This window comes from Peterkaempfera podocarpi, assembly GCF_042466665.1.
GTDB lineage: Bacteria > Actinomycetota > Actinomycetes > Streptomycetales > Streptomycetaceae > Peterkaempfera > Peterkaempfera podocarpi.
In genome coordinates, this window is record NZ_CP162102.1 from 7,358,327 (window position 1) to 7,382,930 (window position 24,604).

A 24,604-nucleotide genomic window follows, 5' to 3' on the forward strand; every position below is an offset into this window, starting at 1 on the left:
CGCGGTTCTCGGGGGAGGGATGGCTGCGAGGGGTTCGGACGGGGCGGGGCAGCCCGGGAGGGGGCCGGGCCGGGATCCGGCGCGGGCTGCCGCCCCAGGGCTCAGGCGCCCCAGCCGGCCTGGGTGCCGCCGACCCGCTCGGCGGCGATCCGCTCCTGCCAGCCCGAGGCCCGGTGGGCGGCGACCGGATCGGGGTCGATGCCGAGCTCCTCGCGCACCTCGCGCAGCAGGGGCCGGACATCGGTGTTGAAGGCGTCCATGAGCACCGCGTTGGCCTCCAGCACATCACCGGAGCGCTGGGCCGAGGCCAGTGCCTGGGCGTCGATCAGCAAAGCCTTGGCGGTGGCTTCCTGGACGTTCATCACCGAGCGGATGATCGCGGGGATCTTGGCCTCGATGTTGTGGCACTGGTCGAGCATGAAGGCCACACCGGCCTCCGGTGCCAGGCCGCCGTTCTTGGCCACCTCGTGCATGATCCGGAACAGCTGGAAGGGGTCGGCCGCGCCCACCATCAGGTCGTCGTCGGCGTAGAAGCGGGAGTTGAAGTCGAAGCCGCCCAGCTTCTGCTCGCGGAGCAGGAAGGCGACGATGAACTCGATGTTGGTGCCGGGGGCGTGGTGCCCGGTGTCCACCACGACCTGGGCCTTGTCGCCCAGCCTGAGGCAGTGGGCGTAGGCGGTGCCCCAGTCGGGCACGTCGGTGGTGTAGAAGGCGGGCTCGAAGAGCTTGTACTCCAGCAGCATCCGCTGTCCCTCGCCGAGCCGCCCGTACACCTCGGCCAGCGCCTCGGCCAGACGGTCCTGGCGGGCGACGACATCGTCCTGCCCGGGGTAGTTGGTGCCGTCGGAGAACCACAGCTTGAGGTCGCGCGAGCCGGTGGCGTCCATGATGTCGACGCACTCCAGCAGGTGGGCGACCGCCTTGCGGCGCACCCGAGGGTCGGGGTTGGTCACCGAGCCCAGCTTGTAGTCGTCGTCCTGGAAGACGTTGGAGTTGATGGCCCCCAGCCGCAGGCCCCGCTCCTCGGCGTACCGTGCCAGGGCCGCGTAGTCGTCGACCCGGTCCCAGGGGATGTGCAGCGCGACTACGGGGGCCGCACCGGTGGCGGCGTGCACGCGGGCCGCGTCGTCGAGCTTCTCGTAGGGGTCGCGCGGCACCCCGGCCTGAGTGAACACCTTGAACCTGGTGCCCGAGTTGCCGTAGGCCCACGACGGGGTCTCGATCTGCTGGGACTTCAGCGCCGCCTTCACGGCAGACAGGTCAGACATCGCGGTCCTCTGCGTGAATCGATGAGGTGAACCTAGAGGCTATGAATCGTTTCATTTGTGCCGAGAGATTAACCGGGGTGAGTGACCTCTGTCAACGATCCCGGTGCGGCTGAAAAGTTTCAGTCGCGGAGTGGTTCGGGGTGCAGTCCCGGGTTCTCGGGCAGGGGGTGCCGCCCGGGTCGCGGGGCGGCTCCGGGGGTGGGTGGCCCCGGTCTCCTCGGGCGTTCCGGGCGGCGTCCCGGAGGTCCGGAACGAGCGGATGCGGAGGCGCTGCCATCGGCCGGTGCCACTGCGATGGGAGGTGCAGTTCGGGGCAGAACGGTCATTCCATGGTCCATCCTTGAGCCAAGGTTGCCCCGCCGAGGCGGCGCGATACTTTGAAACGACTCATTCCCCGGAACGTAATGGGCGTAGCGTCCTTCGCACAACCCCCGCCGTCCGCGGCCCCGGCCCCGCAGCGGTGCAGGCGTCCTCCGTCAGGGGGTTCAACGCCCTGGCGACCCCTATGATTGAACAGTTTCAGTGCATGGCCGGCGGAGCGGTGGGAGCACGATGGCAGGGATCAAGGATGTGGCGCGGCAGGCCGGCGTCTCGGTGGGCACCGTCTCCAATGTGATCAACCGGCCCGATCTGGTCTCCGAGGAGACCAGAGTGCGGGTGCAGGCGGTGATCGACCGGCTGGGCTATGTGCGCAGCGAATCCGCACGGCAGCTGCGGGCCGGACGCAGCCGGATCGTCGCCCTGCTGGTCCTGGACATGGGCAACCCCTTCTTCGTGGACGTCGCCAGGGGCGCCGAGCGTGCCGCCCGCCAGGCCGGGCTGGGCGTGATGGTGTGCAACAGCGCCCAGAGCCCCAGCGAGGAGGCCGACTACATCTCGCTCTTCGCCGAGCAGCGGGTCCGCGGCGTCCTGCTGACCCCCGCCGACCCGACCGGCCGCAACCTGGACGCGCTGCGCCGCAACGGGACCCCGTTCGTCCTGGTGGACCGGGTCGCCGCGGGCGGTTCCGAGTGCTCCGTCTCGGTGGACGACGTCAACGGAGGCATGCTCGCCGCCAACCACCTGATCGCCCAGGGCCACCGCTCCATCGCCTACATCGGCGGCCCGTCGGAGCTCACCCAGGTCCGCGACCGCAGGGCGGGCGCCCAGGCGGCCCTGGTCGAGGCCGGGCTGCCGGCCGAGTCTCTGGTGGAGCTGTCCGCCGACGGCCTGGACGTCGCGGCGGGGCGTGACGCCGGAGCCCGCCTGCTGGGCCTCGGCCCGCGTCCGACCGCGGTGTTCTGCGCCAATGATCTGCTGGCTCTCGGCGTCCTTCAGGCGATGTATGCGGCCAGGGTCAGCGTCCCGGACGAGCTGGCGATCGTGGGGTACGACGACATCGAGTTCGCGGCCGCCGCGGCGGTTCCGCTGACCTCGGTGCGCCAACCCGCCGCAGCCATGGGGCGGTTGGCGGCCGAACTGCTGATGGAGGAGACGTCCGGCAGCGATGTCGGCCACCGGCACCAGCAGATGGTGCTCCAGCCGGAGCTGGTCGTCCGCAGTTCCAGTCTGGCGAGCCGGGCGGCGGGTCGCTGACCGGGTGGTGAAGGGGCGCTCAGGGGTGTCGTCCGGAGGCGGCGCTGAATCGTGTCACTGCCGGGGGTGAGTCCGGGTCCGCCGCCGTTCCCGGGGGCGCTCCGTCCCCACCTGGTCGCTGTGTGGCATGCACGGGCCCCCTTGACCGCCCGATCCGTCGGGGGTTAGCTTCGGCCGCGACAGGTTGAAACAATTCACTTCGCTGGGTCCAGCCCGGGCGGTGGTGTGGGTCGTCCCCGGGCCGGGGCGGCCGCTCACCCCGCCGGAGCCACTTCTGACCACAACGGCCGGTGGGCCGGAGGGGCGGCGACATGCAGCGCGTCTGCTTTCTGCTGAAGGTCCGCCAGGACCGCATCGACGAGTACCGTGCCCGGCACGCCGAGGTGTGGCCGGAGATGCTTGCCGCGCTCTCCGCAGCCGGATGGCACAACTACTCGCTCTTCCTCCGCGAGGACGGCCTGCTCGTCGGCTATCTGGAGACCGAGGACTTCGACCGGGCCCGCGCCGCCATGGATGCCACCGAGGTCAACGCCCGCTGGCAGCAGCAGATGGCCGGGTATTTCGAGCAGTTGGACGGGGCGGCCCCGGACGCCGCCATGGTCCCGCTCTCCGAGGTCTTCCACCTGTCCTGACAGCTCGTCAATGAACGGTGGCGACAGGCCGCACTCCGCGGCCCGGCCGCCCGGAGTCGTCCGTGCACGGTTGGGCGCGGCCCGCCGTCGTGGTGGAAGCCGGCGCCCTGCGCATGCGGCGGCCCAGCAAGCCGGCTGCCGGGGTGTGACGGCCCCCGCGGCGCTGCGCGTACACGCGTACCAGCGGGTGCGTCCTCGGGATCGGCCAGGGGGCAGACCGGCCAGTGGACGAGAACGACCAGCCGGCGCCGCTCGCTCGTGATCGCATCCGGGCGCGGATCACCCCTGCCGCCGGTTCCCTGCCTCGCCGCGCCCCGTGGCCGCCTCCGCCGTCACCGGTGCAACGGGAGAGCCCACCCGGCCGTACGCCAGGCGTGCCGCCTCACATGTCGCAGGGCTGCGTCGTCGGACTGCTGTGAGGCACACACCATCCAGCGTGCAGGACAGCTCAGCGGCAGCATCACCGGCGCCCGCGGACACCGCGACCACCGGTCGCGGCTCCACCGGCTCGGCCATGACGGGGAGGAAACGATGAACGACTTTCAGGCGATCGCCGATCGTGTCGAAATCGAGGCGCTGCGCGGCGAGTTCACCGACGCAGCGATGATGCGCGACTACGAGCGCCTGGCGTCGCTGTTCACAGCGGACGGCGCGCTGCGGATGCCCGACGTCCCCGTGGAGCTCGTCGGACGGGCGGAGATCCGCGCCTGGGGCGGCCGGGTGCCGGATTTTGTGGACTACTTCATCCAGACCACGCACCCGGGTGTCATCCGGCTGGAGGGCGACACCGCGTCCGGCCGTGCCTATATGCAGGAGGTGATTCGCCTCCGCAGCGGCGCCTCGCATCTGAACTACGCCATCTACCACGACCGTTACCAGCGAACCGGCGGCGGCTGGAAGTTCGCCGAGCGCACCTACGAGATCCGCTACCTCGACGAGAGCCCGCTGGCGGGCTCGGCGCCCAGCTCGGCGGGGGCGCCCGCTGCCCCGTCGGCGGCGGAGGCGTCCGCGGTGCAGGCGTCCGCGGTGCAGGGACGGCGGTGACCGTGCCCCGGTGTCCGGGATCCCGGCCTGGCGCACGCGGCCGCCCGCACCGGCGGGTCCCTGCCGGCCGGGGTGATCGCCTGGAGCGCCGGGCCGGCACCGCTGCGCACCGCTTCCGGGGCCACTGTCCGATCAGCCGCAGAGCGAACCCCGGCGTCATCAGGCCGCCGTCCGGCTGACGAACCTTCAACCGATCTCCAGCGGAAGTCCCGGGGGGCGTGCCTGCGCCGGGCTTGTCCTCCGGGCGGCGCGGTGGGCGGCCTCGACGGCCTGGCCCCAGTAGGTCCCCGCGACCATCAGCATCGCGCCCAGGACCGCCACGACGGTGAGCCGCTCGCCGCCGAGGGCGATGCCGACCGCGACGGCCCATACCGGCTCGGTGCCCAGCAGAAGGCTCGCCCGGCTGGCCGAACTGCGCTGCACCGCCCAGGTCTGGGCCAGAAAGGCGAACACGCTGCAGAAGAGTGCGAGATGGACCAGCTCGGCCCAGGTCGCGCCGTCGGCGCGGACCAGAGCCGGCAGTCCGCTCGAAGCGGGCACCAGGAAGAGCGCCGAGCCGACCACGGTCTGCACCGCCGTCAGATGCCCGGGCCGTACGGTGCGGCCCGCAGTGAGCCGTCCCACGAGGCTGACATGCGCGGCCCGTACCACCGCGGCGGCCAGCACCAGCAGATCACCGGAGTTCGGTGTGTGGAGGCCGCTGCCGCACATCAGCAGTCCCACGGCGAATACGCAGACACCGGCGGCGGCATAGAACCTCGCGGGCAGCCCTCCCCTGCTGCCCAGGCGGTCGATCAGCGGGGTGAGCACAATGGCCAGGCTGATGATCAGGCCGGCATCGGCGGCGCTGGTGTGGGCGACACCGTAGGTCTCCAGCACCAGCACGACGGCCTGGGTGACCCCGAGCAGCGATCCGGCGCGGAGCTCGTCGCGGGTGCAGCGGCGCCGGCCCCGGCGGGCGGCGGCGAGCGCGACACAGGCGACCGCTGAGATCGCATACCGAGCGAACAGCACCGTCAGTACGGGCAGGGCGGAGGTGGCGGTCCGGGCGGCCAGATAACTGGAACCCCAGACGACGGCGACCAGCAGAAGGACCACATCGGTACGGCGGGCATCAGGCACGCGCCCACGGTGCCGCAGCGGCGACACCGAAGCCAAGGACGAACTTCTCAAGCAACTGTTAAGTAGACCTACACTGTCCGCTGTGGACGAGCGGCAACTGAGGGTCCTGCGTGAACTCGGCGAACTGGGCAGTGTCACCGCGGTCGCCGAGGCGCTCCGGGTGACACCCTCCGCGATCTCCCAGCAGCTGCGGCTGCTCCAGCGCTCGATCCCCGTCCCGCTCACCGAGCGCGAGGGGCGGCGGCTGGTGCTCACCCAGGCAGGGCAGGCGCTGGCGGGGGCCGCGATCGAGGTGGAGACGGCGCTCAGCAGGGCACGGCACACCGTCGACGAGTTCATCGACCAACCGGACGGCAGCGTGTCGGTGGCGGCCTTCCACAGTGCGGCCGCGACCTTCTATCCACTGCTGCTGCGCAGCCTCGCCGCACCGGGGCGGCCGCGGCTCGCGCTGGCCGACGAGGACGTGGCGCAGGACCGCTTCCCCCAGCTGACCCGGGACTACGACATGGTCGTCGCCCACCGGCTCGACCACGCCCCGCCGTGGCCGCGCACCGTCGCCGTCACCTCGCTGCTGCACGAACCGCTGGACGTCGCCATGCCCGCGGATCACCCGCTGGCGGCCAGGCACACCGTCACCCCCGAAGACGTCGCCGACCAGCCCTGGATCAGCGTCCACGAGGGGTTTCCGCTGCTGGCCACGATCGAGGCGGTGGCGGCCGCGGCCGGCCGCCGGCCGGCGGTCGTCCATCGCATCAATGAGTTCGCCGTGGTCGCCGAGGTGGTGGCGGCCGGGGCGGGACTTGCGCTGATGCCGCGGTGGACCGCCCGTCCGCACCCCGCGGTGGTCCTCAGGCCGCTCGACGGTGTGCATGCCCGGCGCCATATCGATGTGCTCCACCGCCCCGAGCGGACCGCACGCAGAGCCGTCCGTACCGTTCTCGCCGAGTTGCAGCGCGCCGCCGAGGCCGTCCGCGACCGGGACCCCGGTGCCGGGGGCGGCGGACCGGACGGGGGCGGCGGAAGAGCGGGGTGAACAGCCGGGGCAGACTGCGGTCGGCCGCCGGACGCACGGCGCCGGTGCATTCCGGGCAGCAGCAGCGCATTCACCGGGGCGGTGTTATTTTGGCCTGGTCAGCCACGCCGGTCTCGGGGAGCGAGTGGGGCTTCCGTTGTCCGAGCACATCGTCTTCATCCCCGGAGCGGGGGCACGGGAGTGGCTCTGGCGCCACCAGGCGGCCGATCTCGCCGACCTGGCCACCAGCGAGGTCATGGTCCTGGACCAGCAGGCGTCACGGGCCGAGATGGCCGATCACGTCCTCACCCGCGCGCCCGAGTTCTTCTCCCTCGCCGGGCACTCGCTCGGCGGCTGGGTCGCCCAGGAAGTCGCGGCGCGAGCGCCGGAAAGGGTCTCCGCACTCTTTCTCTGCGACACCTGGGCGCGAATGCAGCCGGGCACGGACGAATACCTCGAGGAATTCTGCGTCCAACTTCTCAGGGATGCCGACGCCGCATTGGACGCCCACTTCGACCGGATTCTCCATGAGCGGCGGTATGCGGACAAGGAGTTCTGCGACCGGCTGCGGGCATGGCTGCGCGAGATGCCCGGAGACTGCCACGTCCGTCAACTCCGGGCACTGGCACGTGACTACGCCACCGGGCCGCTGCTCAGCCGTATCCGGGCCGACACCCTGGTGATCCACGGCCGCCAGGACCGCGTCGTCGCGGAGGAGGAGGCGCGGGTCCTCGCGGCGGGCATCAGCGGAGCCGCGCTGGCACTGATCGAGGAGTCCGGCCACTGCACGCCCGTCGAGCAGCCGGAGGCCCTCTCCTCGGTCATGCGGCTCTGGCTCATGAGGAAACCGGGGCGAGGGGGATCTCCTTCTCCCGCAGCGCAGTCACAACCGAGGCGTACATACGCGCCTTGATCGTGCCGAGGGTGTCCCCGGCCCTGGCCGCCTGGGGGCGGGCGATCTCGACGGCGGTCCGGAGGACGTCGGCCTCGTCCGCCGTGCGGTCGACGATCCCCGCGTCGAGGGCGTCGAGGCCTCCGTAGCGGCGGGCGGTGACCATGGCCTCGTGCGCCGTCTGCGGTGTCAGCCGGACCTGGATCAGCGCGGACATGCCCGTGGTGAAGGGGATGCCGATCTCGGCCTCCGGCAGGCACCAGAAGCCGCGGTCGCCCCGCATCACCCGGAAGTCGTGGGCCAGGGAGAACATCGCCCCGGCCGCGAAGGTGTGCCCCTGCAGGGCCGCCACGGTGACCACCGGCAGGGTCAGCATCCGGGCCAGCAGCTCCTGGACGCCTGCGACATAGTCGCCCGCCTGGTCGGTGTGGGCGGACAGCCATTCCAGGTCCAGGCCGTTGGAGAAGAACTTCCCGGTGGCGGCGGTCACCAGGGCCCGTGGGCCCTCCGCCTTCGCCACCTCGTCGAGCAGCGCGTTCACCGAGGCGACCCAGTCGGGGTGGAAGCGGTTCTCGGTGTCGCCGATGTCAAGGATGAAGACGTCGTCCTGCCGGTCGAGCGTGGGCATGGCTGCTCCTCCAGGTTCGGCCGTCACGGCGGCGGCCGTCAGCGGTGTGTCCGGGGCGGAGCGGCCGTCCCGGGACTCGCAGGACAGCTCCGGCCATCGATATTACTGGCCGGTAACCGTCCTGGATCGCATCGTACATCGCCCCTCGCGCCGGGCGCGGCCGGCACCGGCACCGGCACTGGACCGGCGGTTCCCGGCCTCCGGTTCCCGGTTTCCGGTGTCCGGCGGAGCGCGGCGGTGCGGGACCGGGTCCGGGCGGACCGCAGCCCTGGAACGACGGCGGATCAGGCCACCAGCGGCCGGTCGGTGGGGCCCACCGGGGCGGGGAGGGCGGTGCCGCCCGTCAGATAGCAGTCCACGGCGGCCGCCACCGACCGGCCCTCCGCTATCGCCCAGACGACCAGCGACTGCCCCCGGCCGGCATCGCCTGCGACGAAGACCCCGTCGGCGCCCGCGGCGAAGTCCGCGTTCCGCCGTAGATTGCCGCGTACGTCGAAGTGCAGACCCAGCTGCTCCACCAGCCCGCTGTCCCGCTCCGGCCCCCGGAATCCGAGCGCCAGCAGCACCAGCTGGACTGGGATCACCCGCTCCGTACCCGGCCTGGGCGATCTGCTGCCGGGCTCCGCCTCGGCCAGGTGGAGTGCCCGTACCCGGCCCTCCGCGTCGCCCTCGAAACGCAGGGTGGACGCGGAGAACATCCGCACATCCCCCACGGCCCCCGGTGGCGGCAGATCCGCACCGGAGGGATCCGGACGGCCCCCGCCGGGATCCCGCAGCAGTGCCAGCTCCCGTGCCTCCTCGTGCGCGGGCGACACCCGGTACACCCGCGGATACACCGGCCAGGGCTCGCTCTCCGCCCGGCCCTCGCCCGGCTGGGGGTTGATGTCCAGCTGCACCACCGAGGCCGCATGCTGCCGCAGTGCCGTGCCCAGGCAGTCCGCCCCGGTGTCGCCGCCGCCGACGATCACCACGTCCTTGCCCTCGGCGGTGACCGGAGGTGCCGCGAGGTCCCCCTGCCGCACCCGGTTGGCCATCGGCAGATACTCCATCGCCTGGTGGATCCCGGCCAGCTCGCGGCCGGGCACCGCCAGCTCCCGGGGTTCGGTGGCGCCGACCGCCACCACCACGGCGTCGCTGCGCCGCAGCAGTTCCCCGGCGTCCAGGTCGACACCCACCCGTACGCCGGTCCTGAAGCGGGTGCCCTCCGCCTCCATCTGGCCGACCCGGCGGTCCAGATGCCGCTTCTCCATCTTGAACTCCGGGATGCCGTAACGCAGTAGCCCCCCGACGCGGTCCGCCTGCTCGTAGACCGCCACGGTGTGCCCCACGCGGGTCAGCTGCTGGGCGGCGGCCAGGCCCGCCGGCCCGGAGCCGATCACCGCGACGGTCCGCCCGGAGAGCCACTCCGGCGGCCGCGCGGGGAGGGTCCCGGCGGCCCACGCGCGGTCGACCACGGCCAGTTCCACATCCTTGATCGTCACGGGGTCCGCATTGATCTCCAGGACACAGGCCGTCTCGCACGGCGCGGGGCAGAGCCGGCCGGTGAACTCCGGGAAATTGTTGGTGGCGTGCAGACGCTCGCTCGCGGACTGCCAGTCGCTGCGGGCGGTCAGGTCGTTCCACTCCGGGATCAGGTTTCCCAGCGGACAGGCGCTGTGGCAGAACGGTATGCCGCAGTCCATGCACCGCCCGGCCTGCGAGGACACCACCGGAAGCAGGTCCTGGCCGGTGTAGACCTCGTTCCAGTCCGCGACCCGCTGGGCGACCGGGCGGCGCGGCAGGGGGCGGCGGGGGGTGGTGAGAAAACCCTTGGGGTCGGCCATGGCGGCCTCCGGGGGAGCGGTCTGGTTGGGAGGGTCCGGCACCGCTGCCGGATCGGGCCCGCCATCGGGCACACCACTTCGCCTGGCTACCATACGTCCGGTTTTTCATAATTTCGACGCATCGGCTCACCGCTGCGCCCGGGGGGAGCGCCCGGCGCCGCCGGTGCAGTGCCCGAGTGACGGTGCAGCAGCCAGCAGCCAGCAGCCAGCAGCCAGCAGCCAGCAGCCGGCAGCCGGCAGCCCGCAAGCCCGCGGCCGAGCGCCGGTGAGCGCTGCGGCCACCGGCCGTTCGGCGTGACCGCAGCGCCGCCACCCGGGCCCCGCCCCCGGAGGACGGGCGGCGGCGCTTCCGCCGGCTCCGGGCGCCGGCGGAACGGCGCCCAGGCCACCGCCGTTCATCGGATTTGCCTCCGCTTATGATGCTCGCGGCGCACCAGACGGGGACGACGGAAGCGAGGTCGGATGTCCGGCATGCAGGCACACCGCCGGACACCGGCGGGTGCGCGGTGACACACGGCACCGGAACCCCCGGCCCGCAGGAGCGGTACCTCGCCCAGTGCGCCGAGTCCGCCGGCTATCTGGACTTCGCCCGCTTCGGGCCGCCGTCGCGGACGGTGCTTGAGGAGAGCGGCAACGCGCTCACCGCCAGTGCCCAGGCAGGACCGGCCACGGTGGACGAGCTGATGCGGGCCGAGGCGCGTGCCCGCGCGGCGGTGAGCAGGCTCACCGGCTTCGCCCCCACCGATGTCATCACCGTGCCCAACACCAGCACCGGACTGCTCCAGGCGGCCTTCGCGGTGCCGGCCGGCCCCGCCGGGCCGTCGGAGGTCGTGGTCAGCGCGGGCGAGTTCCCCTCGAACATCTACTCCTGGGCACGGGCCCAGGAGGCCGGCCGGGTCCGGCTCGTACTGACCCGGATGCCCGGCGGCAGGGTCACCCCCGACGCGCTCCGCGCGGCACTGACCCCGGACACCCGGGCGGTGGCCGTGAGCGCGGTGGACTTCCAGACCGGCTACCGGGCCGACCTCGCGGCACTCCGCGAGGTGATCGGGGACCGGCTGCTGGTGGTCGACGGCATCCAGGGCTTCGGCGCCGTGGACGCGGCCTGGGGCGCCGCCGACATCCTGGTCGTCGGCGGACAGAAGTGGCTCCGCGCCGGCTGGTCCACCGGCTTCCTCGCGCTCTCACCGCGGGCCGCCGAGCGGGTGCGGCCGCTGCTCACCGGCTGGACCGGTGTCGAGGAGCCGGTCCGCTACGACGGCACCCTCCATGAGCGGGCCGGCGGCGTCGAGGAGTTCTCCCTCACCAACCTCAGCCCCGTCGCCACCGCGGCCTTCGCCGGTGCGCTGGAGCTGGTGGAGTCGGTGGGCGTGGACTGGATCGAGCGCCGGATCAGCGACCGGGTCGACGAACTCACGGCAGCCGTCGAGTCGGTGGGCGCCCGGGTGCTCTCGCCCCGCGAACGCGGGCAGCGGGCGGGGATCCTCACCTTCGCCCTTCCCGGGAGTACCCCCGCGGAGATCGGCGCGGCGCTGCGGGAGCACGGCATCAGCGCGACCGTCCATGCACACCAGGTGCGGCTCTCCCCGCATGCCTCGACCCGCCCCGAGGCCGCCAAGGACGTGCACACCGCCCTCACCGGGCTGCTCGCCGGGCGGTAGCCGCCACCCGGACGGGGGAGGGCCCGCCGGACCACCGATGAGTCCGGCCCCGCCGGGCAGTCCACCCGGTCGTGGGGCGAACCGGCCCTGCCGCAGCGGATCGACCGGAGGATCCATGAAGAGGGCAGTCTCCAAGGACGGCACCGCCATCGCCTATCGGCGCGACGGTGACGGTCCGCCCGTCGTCCTGGTCAGCGGGGCCACCTGCACCCACGGGACGGAGCTGCCGCTCGCCGCGGAGCTGTCCGACCGCCACGCGGTCCATGTCTACGACCGCCGCGGCCGCGGGGAGAGCGGCGACACCGCCCCGTACGCCGTCGCCCGTGAGATCGAGGACCTCGCGGCGGTGATCGATGCGGCGGGCGGTGAGGCAGCGGTGTACGGCATCTCCTCCGGCGGTGCGCTGGCACTGGAGGGCGCCGCGAGCGGCCTGCCGATCAGCTGCGTCGCGGTGTACGAGGTGCCGTACCGGACCGATCCGGCGGCCGCCGCCGGCGCCGCGGAGTACACCGCGGAGCTCGGCAGGCTGCTCGCCGCGGACGACCGGGCGGAGGCCGTGGAGCTGTTCCTGCGCCAGGTCGGCATGCCGCCGGAGGCCGTCGCCGGGATGCGCGGGGCACCGTTCTGGAAGGGGCTGGAGGCGCTCGCCCCCACGCTCGCCTACGACGATGCCGTCCTGGGCGGCGGCATGGTGCCCACCGCCCGGCTGGCCCGGATCGCCCGGCCGGTCCTGGTGCTCAGCGGCGGCGCCGGTCCGCAGTGGTTCCGCGACACCGGCAGGGCGGTTGCCGAGGCGATCCCCTGGGGCCGTTACGCAACTCTGGAGGGCCAGCAGCACCAGGTGGCCCCGGCGGCGCTGGCCCCTGTGCTCAGCGAGTTCTTCGCCCAGGGCGGCTGACAGCGCCGCCTCCCCGGCCCGGGTGCCCGCACGGCCGGCGGTAATGACAACGGTCACCGATGCGGTCTTTGGAGTTCCGCTTGATTCGCGCTTGACTACCGGGGTGACCGACCATGCACACGACCACGACCACCACGCCGCCGAACACGGGCACGGCGGCGGCCACGGCGGGCACTCCCACGGGGTGTCGGCGGACGCGGACCGCACCTGGCTGACCGTGGCGCTGGTGCTGATCACGGTGTTCATGGCGGCCGAGGTCGTGGTCGGTCTGCTGGCACACTCCCTGGCGCTGATCTCGGATGCGGCGCACATGCTCACCGACGCGGCCTCGATCCTGCTGGCGCTGGTGGCCATGCGGCTGGCGGCCCGTCCCGCGCGCGGCGGCTACACCTTCGGCCTCAAACGGGCGGAGATCCTCTCGGCGATGGCCAACGGCACCACGCTGCTGGTGCTGTCGGCCTGGCTGGCCTATGAGTCCGTCCGCCGGCTGATCGCCCCGCCGGAGGTGAAGGGGGCGCTGGTGCTGGTCACCGCGCTGGCCGGGGTGGCGGTCAATCTGGCGGCCACCTGGTCGATCTCCAGGGCGAACCGGACGTCGCTCAATGTCGAGGGCGCGTACCAGCACATCCTCACCGACCTGTTCGCCTTCATCGCGACCGCCGTCGCCGGTGTCGTGATGGTGACCACCGGGCTCACCCGTGCCGATGCGATCGCATCGCTGGTGGTGGTCGTTCTGATGCTCAGGGCGGGTGTCGGCCTGGTGCGGGACTCGGGGCGGATCTTCCTGGAGGCGGCCCCGGCCGGACTGGACCCGGATGCGATCGGCGACCAGCTGGCGGCCGGGGGGGATGTCGCGGAGGTCCATGACCTGCACATCTGGCAGATCACCAGCGGGCATCCGGCGCTGTCCGCGCACATCCTGGTCCCACCCGGCGGCGACTGCCACGCGGTGCGCCGCCGACTCCAGCAGCTGCTGCTGGACCAGTACCGGATCACCCACGCCACACTCCAGGTCGACCACGTGGGTGAGGACGCCGATGAGGAGCAGCTGCTCCAGATCACCTCGCCGAGCGGGGAGCCGGACCGTACCTGCGGGCCGGGCGAGGACACCCATGGGCCGGTGCACCGCCCAGGGCCGCATGAGCACTGAGCGGCGCGGGCCCGGCAGCGCGGTCGGTCAGTGGGTGCGGGCCAGTGCGCAGTCCCCGCACAGCGGGCCGTTGCGGTCGGGGGCCGCGCGGTAGATCAGGCAGCAGCTGCGGCGGCGGAGGCGGCCGTCGGGACCGAGCTCCGCGGTGCCGCGCAGCGACGGGTGGTCCAGCAGCCCGGCCAGGACGGCACGCAGACGAGGGGCAGCGGCCGGCCGGGCGCTGATCAGCATGGTGGTGGCTCCGGCCAGCGCGGACGCGGTGTTCCCCCAGGCGATGTGGCGGGGCACGCCGTACGGGCGCACCGCTGCGGCGAGTTCGGCGGCCGCCAGGTCGAGCAGTGTCCGGCCCAGGGCGCGGGCGACCGCCGCCGGGTCGTCCGGCAGCGGGTCAGGGCCAGGGTCCGGGTCGGGGCCAGGGTTCGGGTCGGGGCCAGGGTTCGGGTGGGGGGAGGCGGCCAGGGAGAGGGGGAAGGCGCTGCCCGGCTGCGGCTGCCAGCGCAGATCCGCGAGCCGGACCGCCGGTGTCCGTCCCTCCAGCACCGCGAGGGCCAGCACGGGTGAGGCGATCCGCGCGACCAGGCCCAGATGGACCACCGAGGCGGCGACACGCAGCTCGACCGCCTCGGCCGGCTGCCCGCCGCCGGCGGCGAGGATCGCCCGTACCGTGGCCACCCGGTCGGCCGGCACGGCCGGATCCAGGCCCAGTGCGGCCATCGACTGCCACGGCGGGGCGGGCGGCAGTGCGGGGTCGTGGCGGTCCAGGGCGAAGTAGGGCCCCGGCGCGGCGGGTTGCTCCCGCGCCGGGGCCCTGCTGTCGTCGGTGGACGGGCTCACGCGGCCGTCGGCTCGGGTGCGCCCGCCGGCGTGGGGCCGTTCGCCGTGGCGGGCTGGAGCAGACGCTGCGCCATGGGGGCGAAGACCAGCCCGATCGTGCTCCAGAGCACGACCTGGGCGGCGACCGAGTAGAGCCGGAAGGAGGCCAGCACATCGGCGGGGAAGCCCGGGTAGACGATCCGCCCCTGCGGGTCCTTCAGCGGCAGCGGGGTCTCGGTGGCGTGGTTGCCGTAGCTGTGCACATTGTCGGCGAGCCGGCCGAGGTCCGGAAGCAGGGCCATCACCACGCCGATGGCGACGGCATAGGCCGCGGCGGCCAACAGGGTCGCATTCCAGTTCCCGAAGCGGCCCCTGAGCTGCTGGCCGAGCCGGACGGCGCCCACCAGGAACACCACCGAGCAGAGCACCATGACCAGATAGAGGCTGCTGCGCTGCCCGATGGTCTCCTCATGGCCGATGGCGGGCGGGTTCGCCGGGTACTTGAGGAATGGCACCAGGTAGAAGCCGAGCAGCCCCCCTCCGGCGACCAGCACGGAGAGGGTGCGGGCCTGGAGGCGGCCGGTGCGGCCCAGGCAGAGCAGATAGGCGACCGAGAACAGTGCGCCCATGGCCATGCCGAAGAAGACCATGCCCACGCCGATGCCGACATTGGCCTGGACAGCGCGGCTGAACAGGTCCGGGTCGCCCATGTCCGCGGGGAGACCGGCGGCCTTGTCGAGGGCGGCCTGGGCGGCGTCACGGCCGCTCTCATAGCTGATCGCCGAGGCGATCTGCGGTTCGGCGAAGATCCGGGCGAAGACGAAGGCGAGCAGCCCGCCGATGGCGCCGGCCAGCAGGCCGCGCCAGATGATGCGCTTTTCCATGGTGAGGGTTCGGCTCCGGGCGCTCAGTGGCAGGGGAAGCCGAGGAAGTGGCGGGCGTCGTGCACGAATTCATGGACGTGCATGTCGTTGCCGAACACCGACACGGCGCCCTGGTCGACGCCGACGAAGTAGTAGACCGCGAGTGCGACCAGCGCGGTGCCGATCAGCCAGAGTGCCGCCCGGGAGCCGGAGACGGCGGTGGGGATGGCGGCGGGAACGGCGCTGGGCGCGGACAGACTGCTCATGAGGAGCCCTCCTTGGGGATCGTGCGTCCCGGGTTCGGTGGAGCGGGCGCGAGGGAGGAGTGTCTGACTCACCCTCAGCAGCACAGACCGCAGTGGGCTCACAGTGGCGCGACCGCGCCGGAATTGCACCGGCTTACTCGTTCCCTCACTTGTATGGGGAGGTTAGAGCCGACTTTGGTGGCCCGTCAACGGCGCCCTGCGCCCATGGCGCCCGCGCCGCCGCCCCCGCGGGGGAGGTGCAGCCGCTGTGTGCCCGGGATCACGCCTTGTGTGCGGCGCCGTCCACGAGCCGGCCGAAGCCGCCACCGCCGGAATCCGGCCCGGTCCTCCCTGAGGGGGCGAGCATCGGAAGGGGATCTTCCGTTCACATGGATGAACCTTGTCCGAATGGTTGACTGTCGACCGGTCAAGGTCATCTGATGCTCCTACCTGACCGGACGTCATGTGAGGACTGCATCCATGGGTGAGAGCATGCCTGGCGCCACCTTCCCCAGCCGTCGGCGGTTGCTCGGAGCGGGAGCGGCGGCCACCGGGGCCGCGCTGATCGGCCTCGGGAGTGCGAGCGGCAGCGCATCCGCCGCCGACCGTACGGTCTCCACGGCTGACTTGGCGTCAGACACCGTGCCGGCAGCGGCCACCGATGCCTTCGACACGCTGCGCGCCGCCTGGTCCGACATCCTCACCGGCGGCAGCGCGGTCGACCCCCAAGACCCCGACTACGCCTCCGCCATCGCGGCCATCGACGCCGTCGTCGCCGCCGCGACGGCCCAGTACGACACCTCGGCCGACCCCGCCTCCGTCTACACCGACCTGCCCTTCACCCAGGTCGAGAACGCCAGCGCCACCTACTACCGGATCCGCGACACCGCCATAGCCTGGGCCACCCCCGGCTCCGCCCACCACCAGGACCCGGACGTGGCAGCCCGGCTGGTCGCCGCTCTCGCACTGATCGGCCGGGCGTACTACAACCCGGCCTCCGCCGAGGTCGGCAACTGGTACCACTGGGAGATCGGCGCACCCCAGGCACTGGTCAACGCCTGTGCGGTGCTGGGCAGCCAGGTGCCCGCCGCCGACCTGGCCGACCACCTGGCCACCGTCGCCCACTTCGTGCCCGACCCCACCCGCCAGCAACAGGGCACCGTGGTCACCACCGGCGCCAACCGCGCCGACATGTGCCAGATCACCGTGCTGCGCGGCATCCTGGCCAAGGACGCCTCCCTGATCGCCCTGGGCCGGGACAAGCTGTCCGACATCTTCCCGTATGTCACCTCCTCCGACGGCTTCTACCGCGACGGCGGCTACATCCAGCACGGCACCATCCCCTACAACGGCCACTACTCCTACGTCCTGCTCAACGACCTCAGCCAGCTCTCCCTGCTGCTCAGCGGCTCCGACTGGCCGATCGACGACCCGGAGTTCTCGGTCATCCTGGACGCCGTGGACCTCACCTATGCGCCCTTCATGTACGACGGCCTGGTGATGGACGTCGTCCGGGGACGCTTCCTGTCCAGGCAGGACGAGACCGACCACGACGCCGGGCACGCCATCACCGAGGCGATCCTGCGGCTGATCCCGGTCGGCTCCGCCGAACAGCAGAAGCGCTGGAAGGCCCTGGTGAAGGGGTGGATCACCCGGGAGACCTCCGCATCGATCAGGACCGGCGCCACCCCGGCGCGGATGGCCCTGGTGAAGTCGGTGCTGGACGACCCCCGGGTGCACCCGGCGCCCCAGAGCCCCGGCCACATCCAGCAGCCGTCCATCGAACGGGCGGTGCACCGCGGCAAGGGCTGGGCCTGGGCCGTCGGCCTGTCCAGCAGCCGGATCGCCCGGCTGGAGGCCATCAACGGCGAGAACCAGCGCGGCTGGCACACCGGTGACGGCGCCACCTGGCTCTACAACGCCGACAACGGGCACTACACCGACGCCTACTGGCCCACCGTCGACTGCACCCGCCTCCCCGGGGTGACCGCGGACACCCTGCCGCTGCCCAACAGCGCGGGCAACGGCACCAGGCCGCCCACCACATGGTCGGGCGGCGCCGTCCTGGAAGGCGCCTGGGGCGCCGTGGGACTCGACCTGGTGCCCTACGGGTCGCCGCTGCGCGCCAGGAAGTCGTGGTTCTGCTTCGACGACTGCGTGGCCGCCCTGGGCGCGGGCATCACCGGGAGCTCGGGCCACACCGTCGAGACCACCGTCGAGAACCGCAGCCTGCATCTCTCCTCCGGAGCCGCCCGGCTGACCGTCGACGGCAGGGCGCAACCCTCCGCACCGGGCTGGCAGGCCGACTTCCCCGCGGCGCGCTGGGCCCATCTGGAGGGCGTGGGCGGATACGTCCTGCCCGACGGAGGCCGGCTGCGGGCCCTGCGCGAGGCACGCACCGGCGCGTGGGCGGACATCGACAACGGCCCCAGCACCGGTGGTACGTCCATCCCGTACAGCAACACCTATGCCACCCTCTGGCTCGACCACGGTGTCGACCCGCAGGACGCCGGCTACGTCTATCTGCTGCTGCCGGGCGCAACCGCGCGGGAGACGGCGCGCACGGCCGACTGCCCGGACGTCGCCGTCCTGGCCAACAGCACCACCGTCCAGGCCGTGCACGCCGCACGGGCGCAGGTCACCGCGGCGAACTTCTTCACCGCGGGCAGCGTGGCCGGAATCACCGTCAGCGGCCCGGCCTCCGTGGTGCAGCGGCGCAGCGGCGGCCGGCTGACGCTCGCCGTCAGCGACCCCACCTGCACCCAGACCTCCCTCACCGTCACCGTGGACCCGGGGGTCCGCCTGCGCTCCGGAGAGAGCGGCGACGCCGGGGTGGATGTGCAGGTCGGCGGCGGCAGGTCGGTGATCACGCTCGACCTGGCCCAGGGCCTGCCGGGGACCTCACGTACCGTCCGGCTCCGGTTCTGAGACCCGTCCGGGACGCCCGCTCGGCGCTGTCGGCCGGCAGCCGACAGCGCCGAGCGGGGCAGGCCGTCGGCCGCGCCGCGGTCGCGGGGGCGGCGGACACCCCCGAAGGCCGACTCGACCTGGGACGACATGACGGCCTGCGGCGGCATCCGGCACGACAGCGGTGCCGATGCGCCGACCGCCCCTGCGCCGACCGCCCGCGCTCACTGACGACCCGAGGTCGGGGCTGCCAGACTGTCGCCATGACGCGGGAACTGTTCGCCCAGGAGTCGGGCGACCCCAGCCGTCCCACCCTGATCCTGGTGCACGGCTCAGGACAGGGGGCACGGATGTGGCGCCGTCAACTCGCCGCCCTGTCCCACCGGTTCCATGTCGTCGCCCCCGACCTGCCCGGCTTCGGCCGGTCGTCGGGGCCCTTCACCATGGAGCGGGCGGTCGCCGGAGTCGCCCGGCTCGCGGAACGCCACGCGCCGGCGCATCTGTGCGGGATCTCCATGGGCTCGATGGTCGCCGCCAGGGTGGCGGCCGAGCACCCGGGGGTGACGGCCAGGCTGATCCTGACGGGCCCCGTCATCGCGCCTGCTCAGTCCGGGCCGCACCTTCTGCGACGCTACCGGCGCTGGCCCGGCTGGCTGGTGCGCGCGATCACCGATGTGCCCGACCGCTCCGGCTGGCTCGATGTTCTCAGCGCAGTGGCGACCACCGACCTGACCGCCCAGTTGCCGCAGATCACCGTCCCCACACTGGTGCTGTGCGGCAAGCGGGACCGGGAGTGTCTGCCGGATGCCCGCACCATGGCCGCAGCGATACCCGGCGGCCGCCTTCTGGTCATTCCGCACGTCGGACACCTCATGCCTGTCACCGCGCCCAAGGCCTTCAACGCCATCGTCGGCGGCTTCCTCTCCGGTGCCCCCTGACCCCACCCGGACCGGGGAGAGCGGCGGCCCCGTCACAGCGGCAGCCCAGAACAGCTGCTTCTAGGGCTTGTCCGACCAGCCCCGGCCCGGCTCCCGCCCCGGTGGCCGGTGCCCGCGGCGGCGCCGGTCAGGCGGGGTAGGGGTTGTAGCAGTCCAGAGCCGGGTGGTACAGCACCTCCCAGGTCTCCGGCCCGATCACCCCGTTCACCTTCAGACCGTGGCAGCCCTGGATCCACTCGACCTTCTTCAGCGTCCGGACGCCGAAGACGCCGTCCACGGTGAGCTTGGGCACACCGCCCCACACATTGCTCAGGCACTGTGCCTGCTTCACGCCGGCGCCGGTCTGGCCGTAGCTGAGTGCGGCCCGGTACGACGGCGATGTGTACGAGCAGTCGGGCCCGGCAGGGGCCGCCTGCACGGGGCCGGACAGCGACAGTGCCCCGCTCGTCAGCAGCACCGCGCCGAGGGCGCCCAACCGGAGACGGATCATCGCAGCTCACCCTCCGACACGGCCGTGTGCGCCCGGAGTCCGGCGATGCCGTACCCGGCGTCCGGCAGGCCTGATGCGGACGGAACCAGTTTGCGGGCAGGGCCATGGATCCGCATGCCGGGCCGGTGGCCGGCCGCGTACGGCGCAACGGCAGCTGTCTGCCGGTCCGCGTCCCGGGGCTTCCGGACGCAGCAGCGGCCGGACGGCGGATCTCTCCGAGGGCCGGGCGTCCGGTCGAGTGCACGGAGGCGGAGGCGGAGGCGGGCCGGTGGCGTGCGTACGGTGCGTGCCGCGGCGACACGCCGGTCGACCACCGTGGCCGAGCCACTAGAATTGCTCCTTGGACCGGCGGATCGGAAGGCCGGCCCGACAGGTACGGAGAGGCGTCACCGGCCTGATGCGCAGCCGTACCCGAGGACACATATGAGCATCGAGAAGTCCATCCCCGTCGTTCAGGTCCTCAACGAGGCCGGCCGTCGACGGACCTTCGCCGTGATCAGCCACCCGGACGCGGGCAAGTCCACCCTCACCGAGGCGCTGGCGCTGCACGCGCGGGCGATCACCTCGGCCGGTGCGGTCCACGCCAAGGGCGGGCGGCGCGGTGTGACCAGCGACTGGATGGAGCTGGAGCGCGAGCGCGGCATCTCGGTGACCTCGGCGGCGCTCCAGTTCGATCACCGCGGCCATGTGATGACCTGGTCGACACCCCGGGCCACGCCGACTTCTCCGAGGACACCTACCGGGTGCTGGCGGCCGTCGACTGCGCGATCATGCTGGTCGACGCGGCCAAGGGCCTGGAGGAGCAGACCCGCAAGCTCTTCGCGGTCTGCCGCCACCGCGGCGTCCCGGTGATCACCTTCATCAACAAGTGGGACCGCCGCGGCCGCGAGGCACTCACCCTGCTCGAGGACATCGAGACCCACCTGGGCATCACCCCGGTGCCGGTGGTCTGGCCGGTCGGCAACGCCGGAAACCTGCGGGGCCTGGTCCAGGCCGAGGACACCGAGCACATGCTCCGCTTCACCAAGGTGCCCGCCGGCACCCACGCCGCCCTGGAGGAGCAGCTCACCTCCGAGCAGGCCACCGAGCAGGAGGGCGAGGCCTGGGAGACCGCGCTGGAGGAGCTGGAACTGGTGCTCTCCTCCGGCCCCGGCTACGACCAGGAGGCGTTCGAGGCAGGCAAGATCAGCCCGGTCTTCTTCGGCGCAGCGCTGACCAACATCGGTGTGAAGCTGCTGCTGGACGCCATGGTCGACCTGGCCCCGGCCCCCGGCCCCCGCCCGCTGGCGAAGGGCGGCAGCCGCGAGGTCGGCGAGGAGTTCTCCGGCCTGGTCTTCAAGATCCAGGCCAATATGGACCCGGCCCACCGCGACCGGATCGCCTTCGTCCGGGTCTGCTCGGGCGTCTTCGAGCGCGGTATGAACGTCACCCGCGCGGCCAGCGGCCGTTCCTTCGCCACCAAGTACGCCCACACGGTCTTCGGTGCCGAGCGCACCGTGGTCGACACCGCCTACCCCGGTGATGTGGTCGGCCTGATCAACGCGAGTGCACTGCGGGTCGGCGACACTCTCTACACCGGCAAGAAGGCGGAGTTCCCCCCGCTGCCCGCCTTCGCCCCCGAGTACTTCGCGGTGGCGCGGCCGAAGGACATCAGCCGCTCCAAGCAGTTCCGCAAGGGTGTCTCGCAGCTGGACGAGGAGGGCGTGGTCCAGGTGCTGGTCTCCGACCGGCGCGGTGACCAGGCGCCGGTGATGGCGGCGGTCGGTCCGATGCAGTTCGACGTGGTGCTGCACCGGATGGAGCACGAGTTCTCCTCCCCGATCACGCTCGACCACCTCTCCTACCGCCTGGCCCGGGTCACCGACGCCGAGGGCGCCGCCGTGCTGGCCAAGGCCCGGCTGACCGACGGCGAGGTGCTCACCCGCCGCTCGGACGATGTGCTGCTGGCCCTCTTCGCCGACAAGTGGCACCTCAATGCCTTCCAGCGGGCCAATCCCGCCGTGCTGCTCCAGCCGCTGATCGCCACCGCCGACTGAACCACCCGGCAGACCGGCAGACCGGCAGACCGGCAGACCGGCAGACCGGCAGACCGGCGCGCCCCGTGCCCGACCGATGGCAGACCTCGGCCGGGCACGGGGCGCGCCTGGTTCCGGTGAGTGGGGAACGCCGACTGCGTTCGGTGCTGCATGGGCTGTATCCGATCTCCGGCGAGAGGTGGGCCGGTTCGGGCGGCTCCGGCCGCAGTGCCTCGGCCTGGCGACGAAGGCCGTCCGCCAGGCCTCGGACCTGCACCGTGTGCTGCCCGAGGACACCGACCGGCTGCGGATCCCGGGCCCGTACGGCCCGTCGGAGCGGATGGGCTGCACAGTGATGTGACGCCCGGGCCGTAGTCGCCGCCCTGGTCGACCGACCCCGCACCGGCCCACCGACTCGGTGACCGGCCACCTCTGCCCGGACGCCGGGGCACAGCCTTCCGCGGGGGTGGGGGCGACACCGGCGGCCGCGACGCACTGCGGCTCTGCGGCACTGCCGCGGACCTTCCCGGGAACGCCACCAGGCCGCGAGGGCGGCGCCGCTCCAGACCTTCGGGGGTAGGCGGCCGGACGGGCCTGCCCCGGTCGCGGGACCGCCACGGGAAGGGGTCGCCGGGGCGGGTTGCGTGGTGCTCGCGGGTCGTCCGGGGATGGAGCGCTGGTCCCGGTGGAGCCCGCCCCGGCGGTCCGGCGTACGGGGGCGCGCAGGGACGGCTGCGCCCGTCGGCGATGCCGACTCCGACGCCTGATCAGCTGTGAGAGCGCGTCAGGCGAAACGGCGAAGGCGCGCCACCGCCTGCTGCGGTGGAACCCTCCGGGCATCCGGCGAAGCGGAATTGACAGAGCGCCAGGGCCTGTCGTGGTGAGCCGCCGCCCGGCGGAAGTGCTGGTGCGGCCCGGTCCGGCGAGGGCTGCCGGGCGCTGTCGCGGAGTGCGGTGGCGATCTGAAATGCCATGGCCATGCAGAATTCACTGCCGACATCTACCCGCATAGATGGGGATGACCCCATCCTGGTCGGGCACCGCGCACAGGCCACGCCCCAACTCCCGACGGGAGCACTTCGCCATGCCCACAAACGCCCTCCGCCGCGGCATATGCGCCACCCTCGGCACCGCCGCCCTCGCTGCCGGCACCCTGCTCGCCTCCGGCACCCCGGCCCAGGCGGCCCTTCCGACGCCGATTGCCGCCTCCACCGCCCGCACGTATCTGTCGTCCCTCACCGTCGCGGCCGAGTCGCACGCCGACACCTACAACCGGGACCTCTTCCCGACCTGGATCACCATCTCCGGCACCTGCGACACCCGCGAGTACGTCCTCAAGCGCGACGGCAGCAATGTGGTCACCGACTCCTCGTGCAAGGCGACCTCGGGCAGCTGGACCAGCGCCTACGACAACGTCACCACGACGAACGCGAGCACCTTCGACATCGACCACCTGGTGCCGCTCTCCGAGGCCTGGGACTCCGGCGCGTGGGCCTGGACCACCGCCCAGCGCCAGGGCTTCGCCAATGACACCACCCGCCCGCAGCTGCTCGCCGTCTCCGCCAGCAGCAACCGGTCCAAGGGCGACCAGGATCCGGCGGAGTGGCTGCCCCAGGCCTCCTACCAGTGCATCTACGCCCGCGCCTGGGTGCAGGTGAAGCACTACTACGGGCTGAGCGTGGACAGCACCGAGAAGTCCGCGCTGTCCGGGATCCTCAACGGCTGCTGACCGAGCATGCGCGGGGCGGCCCCGTCCCTAAGGGCCCGCCCCGCGCCCACGGCCTCAGTGGTCCGCCGCGACCCCGCCCCGGCGGTGCTCCCCCCGCATCACCAGCGCCGGGCCCTCGTCGCCGTACGCCCCACAGGCGGTCACGGACCAGGGGGACCGCTGCTGCGGCACCGCGTAGTACGGCACCAGCACCCGTACCGTGCGCCGCCACGACGTCCGCACCGCCAGCAGTGCCGGGAGGACGTCCGGCCGCTGACCCGCGAGGATGGCCAGTCGGCAGGACTCGCAGGCGGGACGCCGGTCGGCCGCCGCCTGACGCGGGCTCACCCTGGCGCGCTTCCGTTTCGCCGGGACTCCGGCGGCAGTGGGCCGGGCGGCGGCGCCGTGCAGGGGATTGTAGAAGCACCGGGCCACCGCGGGTTTGGGACGCCGGCCGGCGTGGCGTGCATGGGCCGCGGCCAACCGCTCGACCGCCCGCTCCGCCAGGACGACCGACGCTGCCAGGTCGGGGAGGTCCGCCGCCTCGTCCAGCAGCTTCCCGGCGGCCTGGTAGGCCTCCAGCGCCCAGGTGTAGTCGCGCTGTACGGCGCCGAGGACGGAGTCCCGTCCGGCAGCCGCGGGGCGGAGGTCAAGTTCCGCGATGCGCAGCACATCCCCGGCCTCCGCCACCCGCTCCGCAGCGAAGGCGCCGAGCCGGCTCCGCATGATCTGCCACTCCTGAAGCACCGTCTCCTGCTGCTCCCTGGTCATCCGGCGCTGCCCGGGCAGCCGATCCGGCGTCGCCCCGGACACCAGACGCACGGACCACCAACGACGGAACATCCGGAACTCCTCCTTGGCGCGATGTGCCGGTCGCTCCCATTGTCCGCACACGGTGCGTACGCCGCTTCACCGGCAGG

Annotated in this window: 23 protein-coding genes and 1 riboswitch; of the genes, 14 read left to right on the forward strand and 9 right to left on the reverse strand. The window is 72.6% G+C overall.

Translation table 11 applies throughout. The annotated features are described in order from the left end of the window. Positions 1 to 101 precede the first annotated feature (101 nt). Positions 102 to 1,268, reverse strand: coding sequence for an L-rhamnose isomerase (gene rhaI / locus AB0761_RS32330; RefSeq protein WP_377272758.1), 1,167 nt, complete (start codon positions 1,266 to 1,268; stop codon positions 102 to 104). Positions 1,269 to 1,820: 552 nt separating this feature from the next. Here rhaI and AB0761_RS32335 point away from each other — a divergent pair. The 3 genes from AB0761_RS32335 (at position 1,821) to AB0761_RS32345 (ending at position 4,519) form a co-directional block, all read left to right on the forward strand. Further along, complete coding sequence (locus AB0761_RS32335; RefSeq protein ID WP_377272760.1) at positions 1,821 to 2,843, forward strand: LacI family DNA-binding transcriptional regulator; 1,023 nt, start codon at positions 1,821 to 1,823, stop codon at positions 2,841 to 2,843. A gap of 311 nt (positions 2,844 to 3,154) precedes the next feature. Next, entirely contained in the window at positions 3,155 to 3,475 is a 321-nt protein-coding gene (locus AB0761_RS32340; RefSeq protein WP_377272762.1) for an L-rhamnose mutarotase, read from the forward strand. A gap of 531 nt (positions 3,476 to 4,006) precedes the next feature. After that, complete coding sequence (locus AB0761_RS32345; RefSeq protein ID WP_377272764.1) at positions 4,007 to 4,519, forward strand: nuclear transport factor 2 family protein; 513 nt, start codon at positions 4,007 to 4,009, stop codon at positions 4,517 to 4,519. Positions 4,520 to 4,705: 186 nt separating this feature from the next. Here the strand turns inward: AB0761_RS32345 and AB0761_RS32350 are convergent, their stop codons facing one another. Then, positions 4,706 to 5,641 carry a DMT family transporter gene (locus AB0761_RS32350; RefSeq protein ID WP_377272766.1) on the reverse strand — a complete coding sequence of 312 codons (936 nt, stop codon included), beginning with the start codon at positions 5,639 to 5,641 and terminating at the stop codon, positions 4,706 to 4,708. Positions 5,642 to 5,723: 82 nt separating this feature from the next. Here AB0761_RS32350 and AB0761_RS32355 point away from each other — a divergent pair, with 82 nt between their 5' ends. Continuing rightward, positions 5,724 to 6,674 (forward strand): LysR family transcriptional regulator, encoded by a 951-nt coding sequence (locus AB0761_RS32355; protein WP_377272768.1) that lies wholly within the window; start codon positions 5,724 to 5,726, stop codon positions 6,672 to 6,674. Positions 6,675 to 6,810: 136 nt separating this feature from the next. Further along, on the forward strand, positions 6,811 to 7,566 hold the full coding sequence (locus AB0761_RS32360; protein WP_377272770.1) for an alpha/beta fold hydrolase: 756 nt from the start codon (positions 6,811 to 6,813) through the stop codon (positions 7,564 to 7,566). Here the strand turns inward: AB0761_RS32360 and AB0761_RS32365 are convergent. Together AB0761_RS32365 and AB0761_RS32370 are read right to left on the reverse strand one after the other, a co-directional pair. Beyond that, complete coding sequence (locus AB0761_RS32365) at positions 7,490 to 8,173, reverse strand: enoyl-CoA hydratase-related protein (protein ID WP_377272772.1); 684 nt, start codon at positions 8,171 to 8,173, stop codon at positions 7,490 to 7,492. The genes AB0761_RS32360 and AB0761_RS32365 overlap by 77 nt on opposite strands. 284 nt (positions 8,174 to 8,457) lie before the next feature. Continuing rightward, positions 8,458 to 9,996 (reverse strand): glutamate synthase subunit beta, encoded by a 1,539-nt coding sequence (locus AB0761_RS32370; protein ID WP_377272774.1) that lies wholly within the window; start codon positions 9,994 to 9,996, stop codon positions 8,458 to 8,460. Between the two features lie 506 nt (positions 9,997 to 10,502). Here AB0761_RS32370 and AB0761_RS32375 point away from each other — a divergent pair. The 3 genes from AB0761_RS32375 to AB0761_RS32385 all read left to right on the forward strand — a co-directional run bounded on the left by AB0761_RS32375 (position 10,503) and on the right by AB0761_RS32385 (position 13,705). Further along, positions 10,503 to 11,657, forward strand: coding sequence for an aminotransferase class V-fold PLP-dependent enzyme (locus AB0761_RS32375; protein WP_377272776.1), 1,155 nt, complete (start codon positions 10,503 to 10,505; stop codon positions 11,655 to 11,657). A 115-nt stretch (positions 11,658 to 11,772) separates the two neighbouring features. Beyond that, on the forward strand, positions 11,773 to 12,555 hold the full coding sequence (locus AB0761_RS32380) for an alpha/beta fold hydrolase (RefSeq protein ID WP_377272778.1): 783 nt from the start codon (positions 11,773 to 11,775) through the stop codon (positions 12,553 to 12,555). A 103-nt stretch (positions 12,556 to 12,658) separates the two neighbouring features. Continuing rightward, the gene (locus AB0761_RS32385) at positions 12,659 to 13,705 is read left to right on the forward strand and encodes a cation diffusion facilitator family transporter (protein WP_377272780.1); all 1,047 of its coding nucleotides are present in this window, start codon (positions 12,659 to 12,661) and stop codon (positions 13,703 to 13,705) included. A 27-nt stretch (positions 13,706 to 13,732) separates the two neighbouring features. On the opposite strand, the gene AB0761_RS32390 is transcribed toward AB0761_RS32385, so the two are convergent. The 3 genes from AB0761_RS32390 to AB0761_RS32400 are packed head-to-tail and all read right to left on the reverse strand — an operon-like array spanning position 13,733 to position 15,647. Next, positions 13,733 to 14,539, reverse strand: coding sequence for a hypothetical protein (locus tag AB0761_RS32390; RefSeq protein ID WP_377272782.1), 807 nt, complete (start codon positions 14,537 to 14,539; stop codon positions 13,733 to 13,735). Next, positions 14,536 to 15,402, reverse strand: coding sequence for a CbtA family protein (locus tag AB0761_RS32395; protein WP_377272784.1), 867 nt, complete (start codon positions 15,400 to 15,402; stop codon positions 14,536 to 14,538). The genes AB0761_RS32390 and AB0761_RS32395 overlap by 4 nt, the downstream gene beginning before the upstream one ends. Before the next feature lie 23 nt (positions 15,403 to 15,425). Continuing rightward, positions 15,426 to 15,647, reverse strand: coding sequence for a CbtB-domain containing protein (locus AB0761_RS32400; RefSeq protein WP_377272786.1), 222 nt, complete (start codon positions 15,645 to 15,647; stop codon positions 15,426 to 15,428). A 36-nt stretch (positions 15,648 to 15,683) separates the two neighbouring features. After that, a riboswitch (cobalamin riboswitch) is annotated at positions 15,684 to 15,836 on the reverse strand. A gap of 270 nt (positions 15,837 to 16,106) precedes the next feature. Between AB0761_RS32400 and AB0761_RS32405 the strand changes: the two genes are divergently transcribed. Together AB0761_RS32405 and AB0761_RS32410 are read left to right on the forward strand one after the other, a co-directional pair. Then, complete coding sequence (locus tag AB0761_RS32405) at positions 16,107 to 18,554, forward strand: polysaccharide lyase 8 family protein (RefSeq protein WP_377272788.1); 2,448 nt, start codon at positions 16,107 to 16,109, stop codon at positions 18,552 to 18,554. A 242-nt stretch (positions 18,555 to 18,796) separates the two neighbouring features. Further along, positions 18,797 to 19,471: an alpha/beta fold hydrolase gene (locus AB0761_RS32410; protein ID WP_377272790.1), complete on the forward strand. Its 675-nt coding sequence runs from the start codon at positions 18,797 to 18,799 to the stop codon at positions 19,469 to 19,471. 127 nt (positions 19,472 to 19,598) lie between these two features. Here AB0761_RS32410 and AB0761_RS32415 read toward each other — a convergent pair whose 3' ends face one another. Beyond that, a complete protein-coding gene (locus tag AB0761_RS32415) occupies positions 19,599 to 19,961 on the reverse strand; it encodes a peptidoglycan-binding protein (protein WP_377272792.1) in 363 nt (120 codons plus the stop codon). Positions 19,962 to 20,384: 423 nt separating this feature from the next. Here AB0761_RS32415 and AB0761_RS32420 point away from each other — a divergent pair, with 423 nt between their 5' ends. From AB0761_RS32420 to AB0761_RS32435, 4 genes are all read left to right on the forward strand, one after another. Further along, on the forward strand, positions 20,385 to 20,813 hold the full coding sequence (locus AB0761_RS32420) for a GTP-binding protein (protein WP_377272794.1): 429 nt from the start codon (positions 20,385 to 20,387) through the stop codon (positions 20,811 to 20,813). Next, positions 20,705 to 21,997 carry a GTP-binding protein gene (locus AB0761_RS32425; protein ID WP_377272796.1) on the forward strand — a complete coding sequence of 431 codons (1,293 nt, stop codon included), beginning with the start codon at positions 20,705 to 20,707 and terminating at the stop codon, positions 21,995 to 21,997. Before AB0761_RS32420 ends, AB0761_RS32425 begins: the two co-directional genes overlap by 109 nt. A gap of 178 nt (positions 21,998 to 22,175) precedes the next feature. Continuing rightward, positions 22,176 to 22,337 carry a hypothetical protein gene (locus AB0761_RS32430; RefSeq protein ID WP_377272798.1) on the forward strand — a complete coding sequence of 54 codons (162 nt, stop codon included), beginning with the start codon at positions 22,176 to 22,178 and terminating at the stop codon, positions 22,335 to 22,337. Between the two features lie 723 nt (positions 22,338 to 23,060). After that, the gene (locus AB0761_RS32435; RefSeq protein WP_377272799.1) at positions 23,061 to 23,705 is read left to right on the forward strand and encodes an HNH endonuclease family protein; all 645 of its coding nucleotides are present in this window, start codon (positions 23,061 to 23,063) and stop codon (positions 23,703 to 23,705) included. 54 nt (positions 23,706 to 23,759) lie between these two features. On the opposite strand, the gene AB0761_RS32440 is transcribed toward AB0761_RS32435, so the two are convergent. Then, a complete protein-coding gene (locus AB0761_RS32440; RefSeq protein ID WP_377272800.1) occupies positions 23,760 to 24,527 on the reverse strand; it encodes a hypothetical protein in 768 nt (255 codons plus the stop codon). Between the last annotated feature and the right edge of the window lie 77 nt (positions 24,528 to 24,604).

Excerpts from the sequence above, each read along its gene's own strand:
- rhaI (WP_377272758.1), bottom strand. The coding sequence starts at position 1,268 with ATGTCTGACCTGTCTGCCGTGAAGGCGGCGCTGAAGTCCCAGCAGATC.
- AB0761_RS32335 (WP_377272760.1), top strand. The coding sequence starts at position 1,821 with ATGGCAGGGATCAAGGATGTGGCGCGGCAGGCCGGCGTCTCGGTGGGC.
- AB0761_RS32340 (WP_377272762.1), top strand. The coding sequence starts at position 3,155 with ATGCAGCGCGTCTGCTTTCTGCTGAAGGTCCGCCAGGACCGCATCGAC.
- AB0761_RS32345 (WP_377272764.1), top strand. The coding sequence starts at position 4,007 with ATGAACGACTTTCAGGCGATCGCCGATCGTGTCGAAATCGAGGCGCTG.
- AB0761_RS32365 (WP_377272772.1), bottom strand. The coding sequence starts at position 8,173 with ATGCCCACGCTCGACCGGCAGGACGACGTCTTCATCCTTGACATCGGC.
- AB0761_RS32370 (WP_377272774.1), bottom strand. The coding sequence starts at position 9,996 with ATGGCCGACCCCAAGGGTTTTCTCACCACCCCCCGCCGCCCCCTGCCG.
- AB0761_RS32380 (WP_377272778.1), top strand. The coding sequence starts at position 11,773 with ATGAAGAGGGCAGTCTCCAAGGACGGCACCGCCATCGCCTATCGGCGC.
- AB0761_RS32395 (WP_377272784.1), bottom strand. The coding sequence starts at position 15,402 with ATGGAAAAGCGCATCATCTGGCGCGGCCTGCTGGCCGGCGCCATCGGC.
- AB0761_RS32400 (WP_377272786.1), bottom strand. The coding sequence starts at position 15,647 with ATGAGCAGTCTGTCCGCGCCCAGCGCCGTTCCCGCCGCCATCCCCACC.
- AB0761_RS32405 (WP_377272788.1), top strand. The coding sequence starts at position 16,107 with ATGGGTGAGAGCATGCCTGGCGCCACCTTCCCCAGCCGTCGGCGGTTG.
- AB0761_RS32410 (WP_377272790.1), top strand. The coding sequence starts at position 18,797 with ATGACGCGGGAACTGTTCGCCCAGGAGTCGGGCGACCCCAGCCGTCCC.
- AB0761_RS32415 (WP_377272792.1), bottom strand. The coding sequence starts at position 19,961 with ATGATCCGTCTCCGGTTGGGCGCCCTCGGCGCGGTGCTGCTGACGAGC.
- AB0761_RS32420 (WP_377272794.1), top strand. The coding sequence starts at position 20,385 with ATGAGCATCGAGAAGTCCATCCCCGTCGTTCAGGTCCTCAACGAGGCC.
- AB0761_RS32435 (WP_377272799.1), top strand. The coding sequence starts at position 23,061 with ATGCCCACAAACGCCCTCCGCCGCGGCATATGCGCCACCCTCGGCACC.
- AB0761_RS32440 (WP_377272800.1), bottom strand. The coding sequence starts at position 24,527 with ATGTTCCGTCGTTGGTGGTCCGTGCGTCTGGTGTCCGGGGCGACGCCG.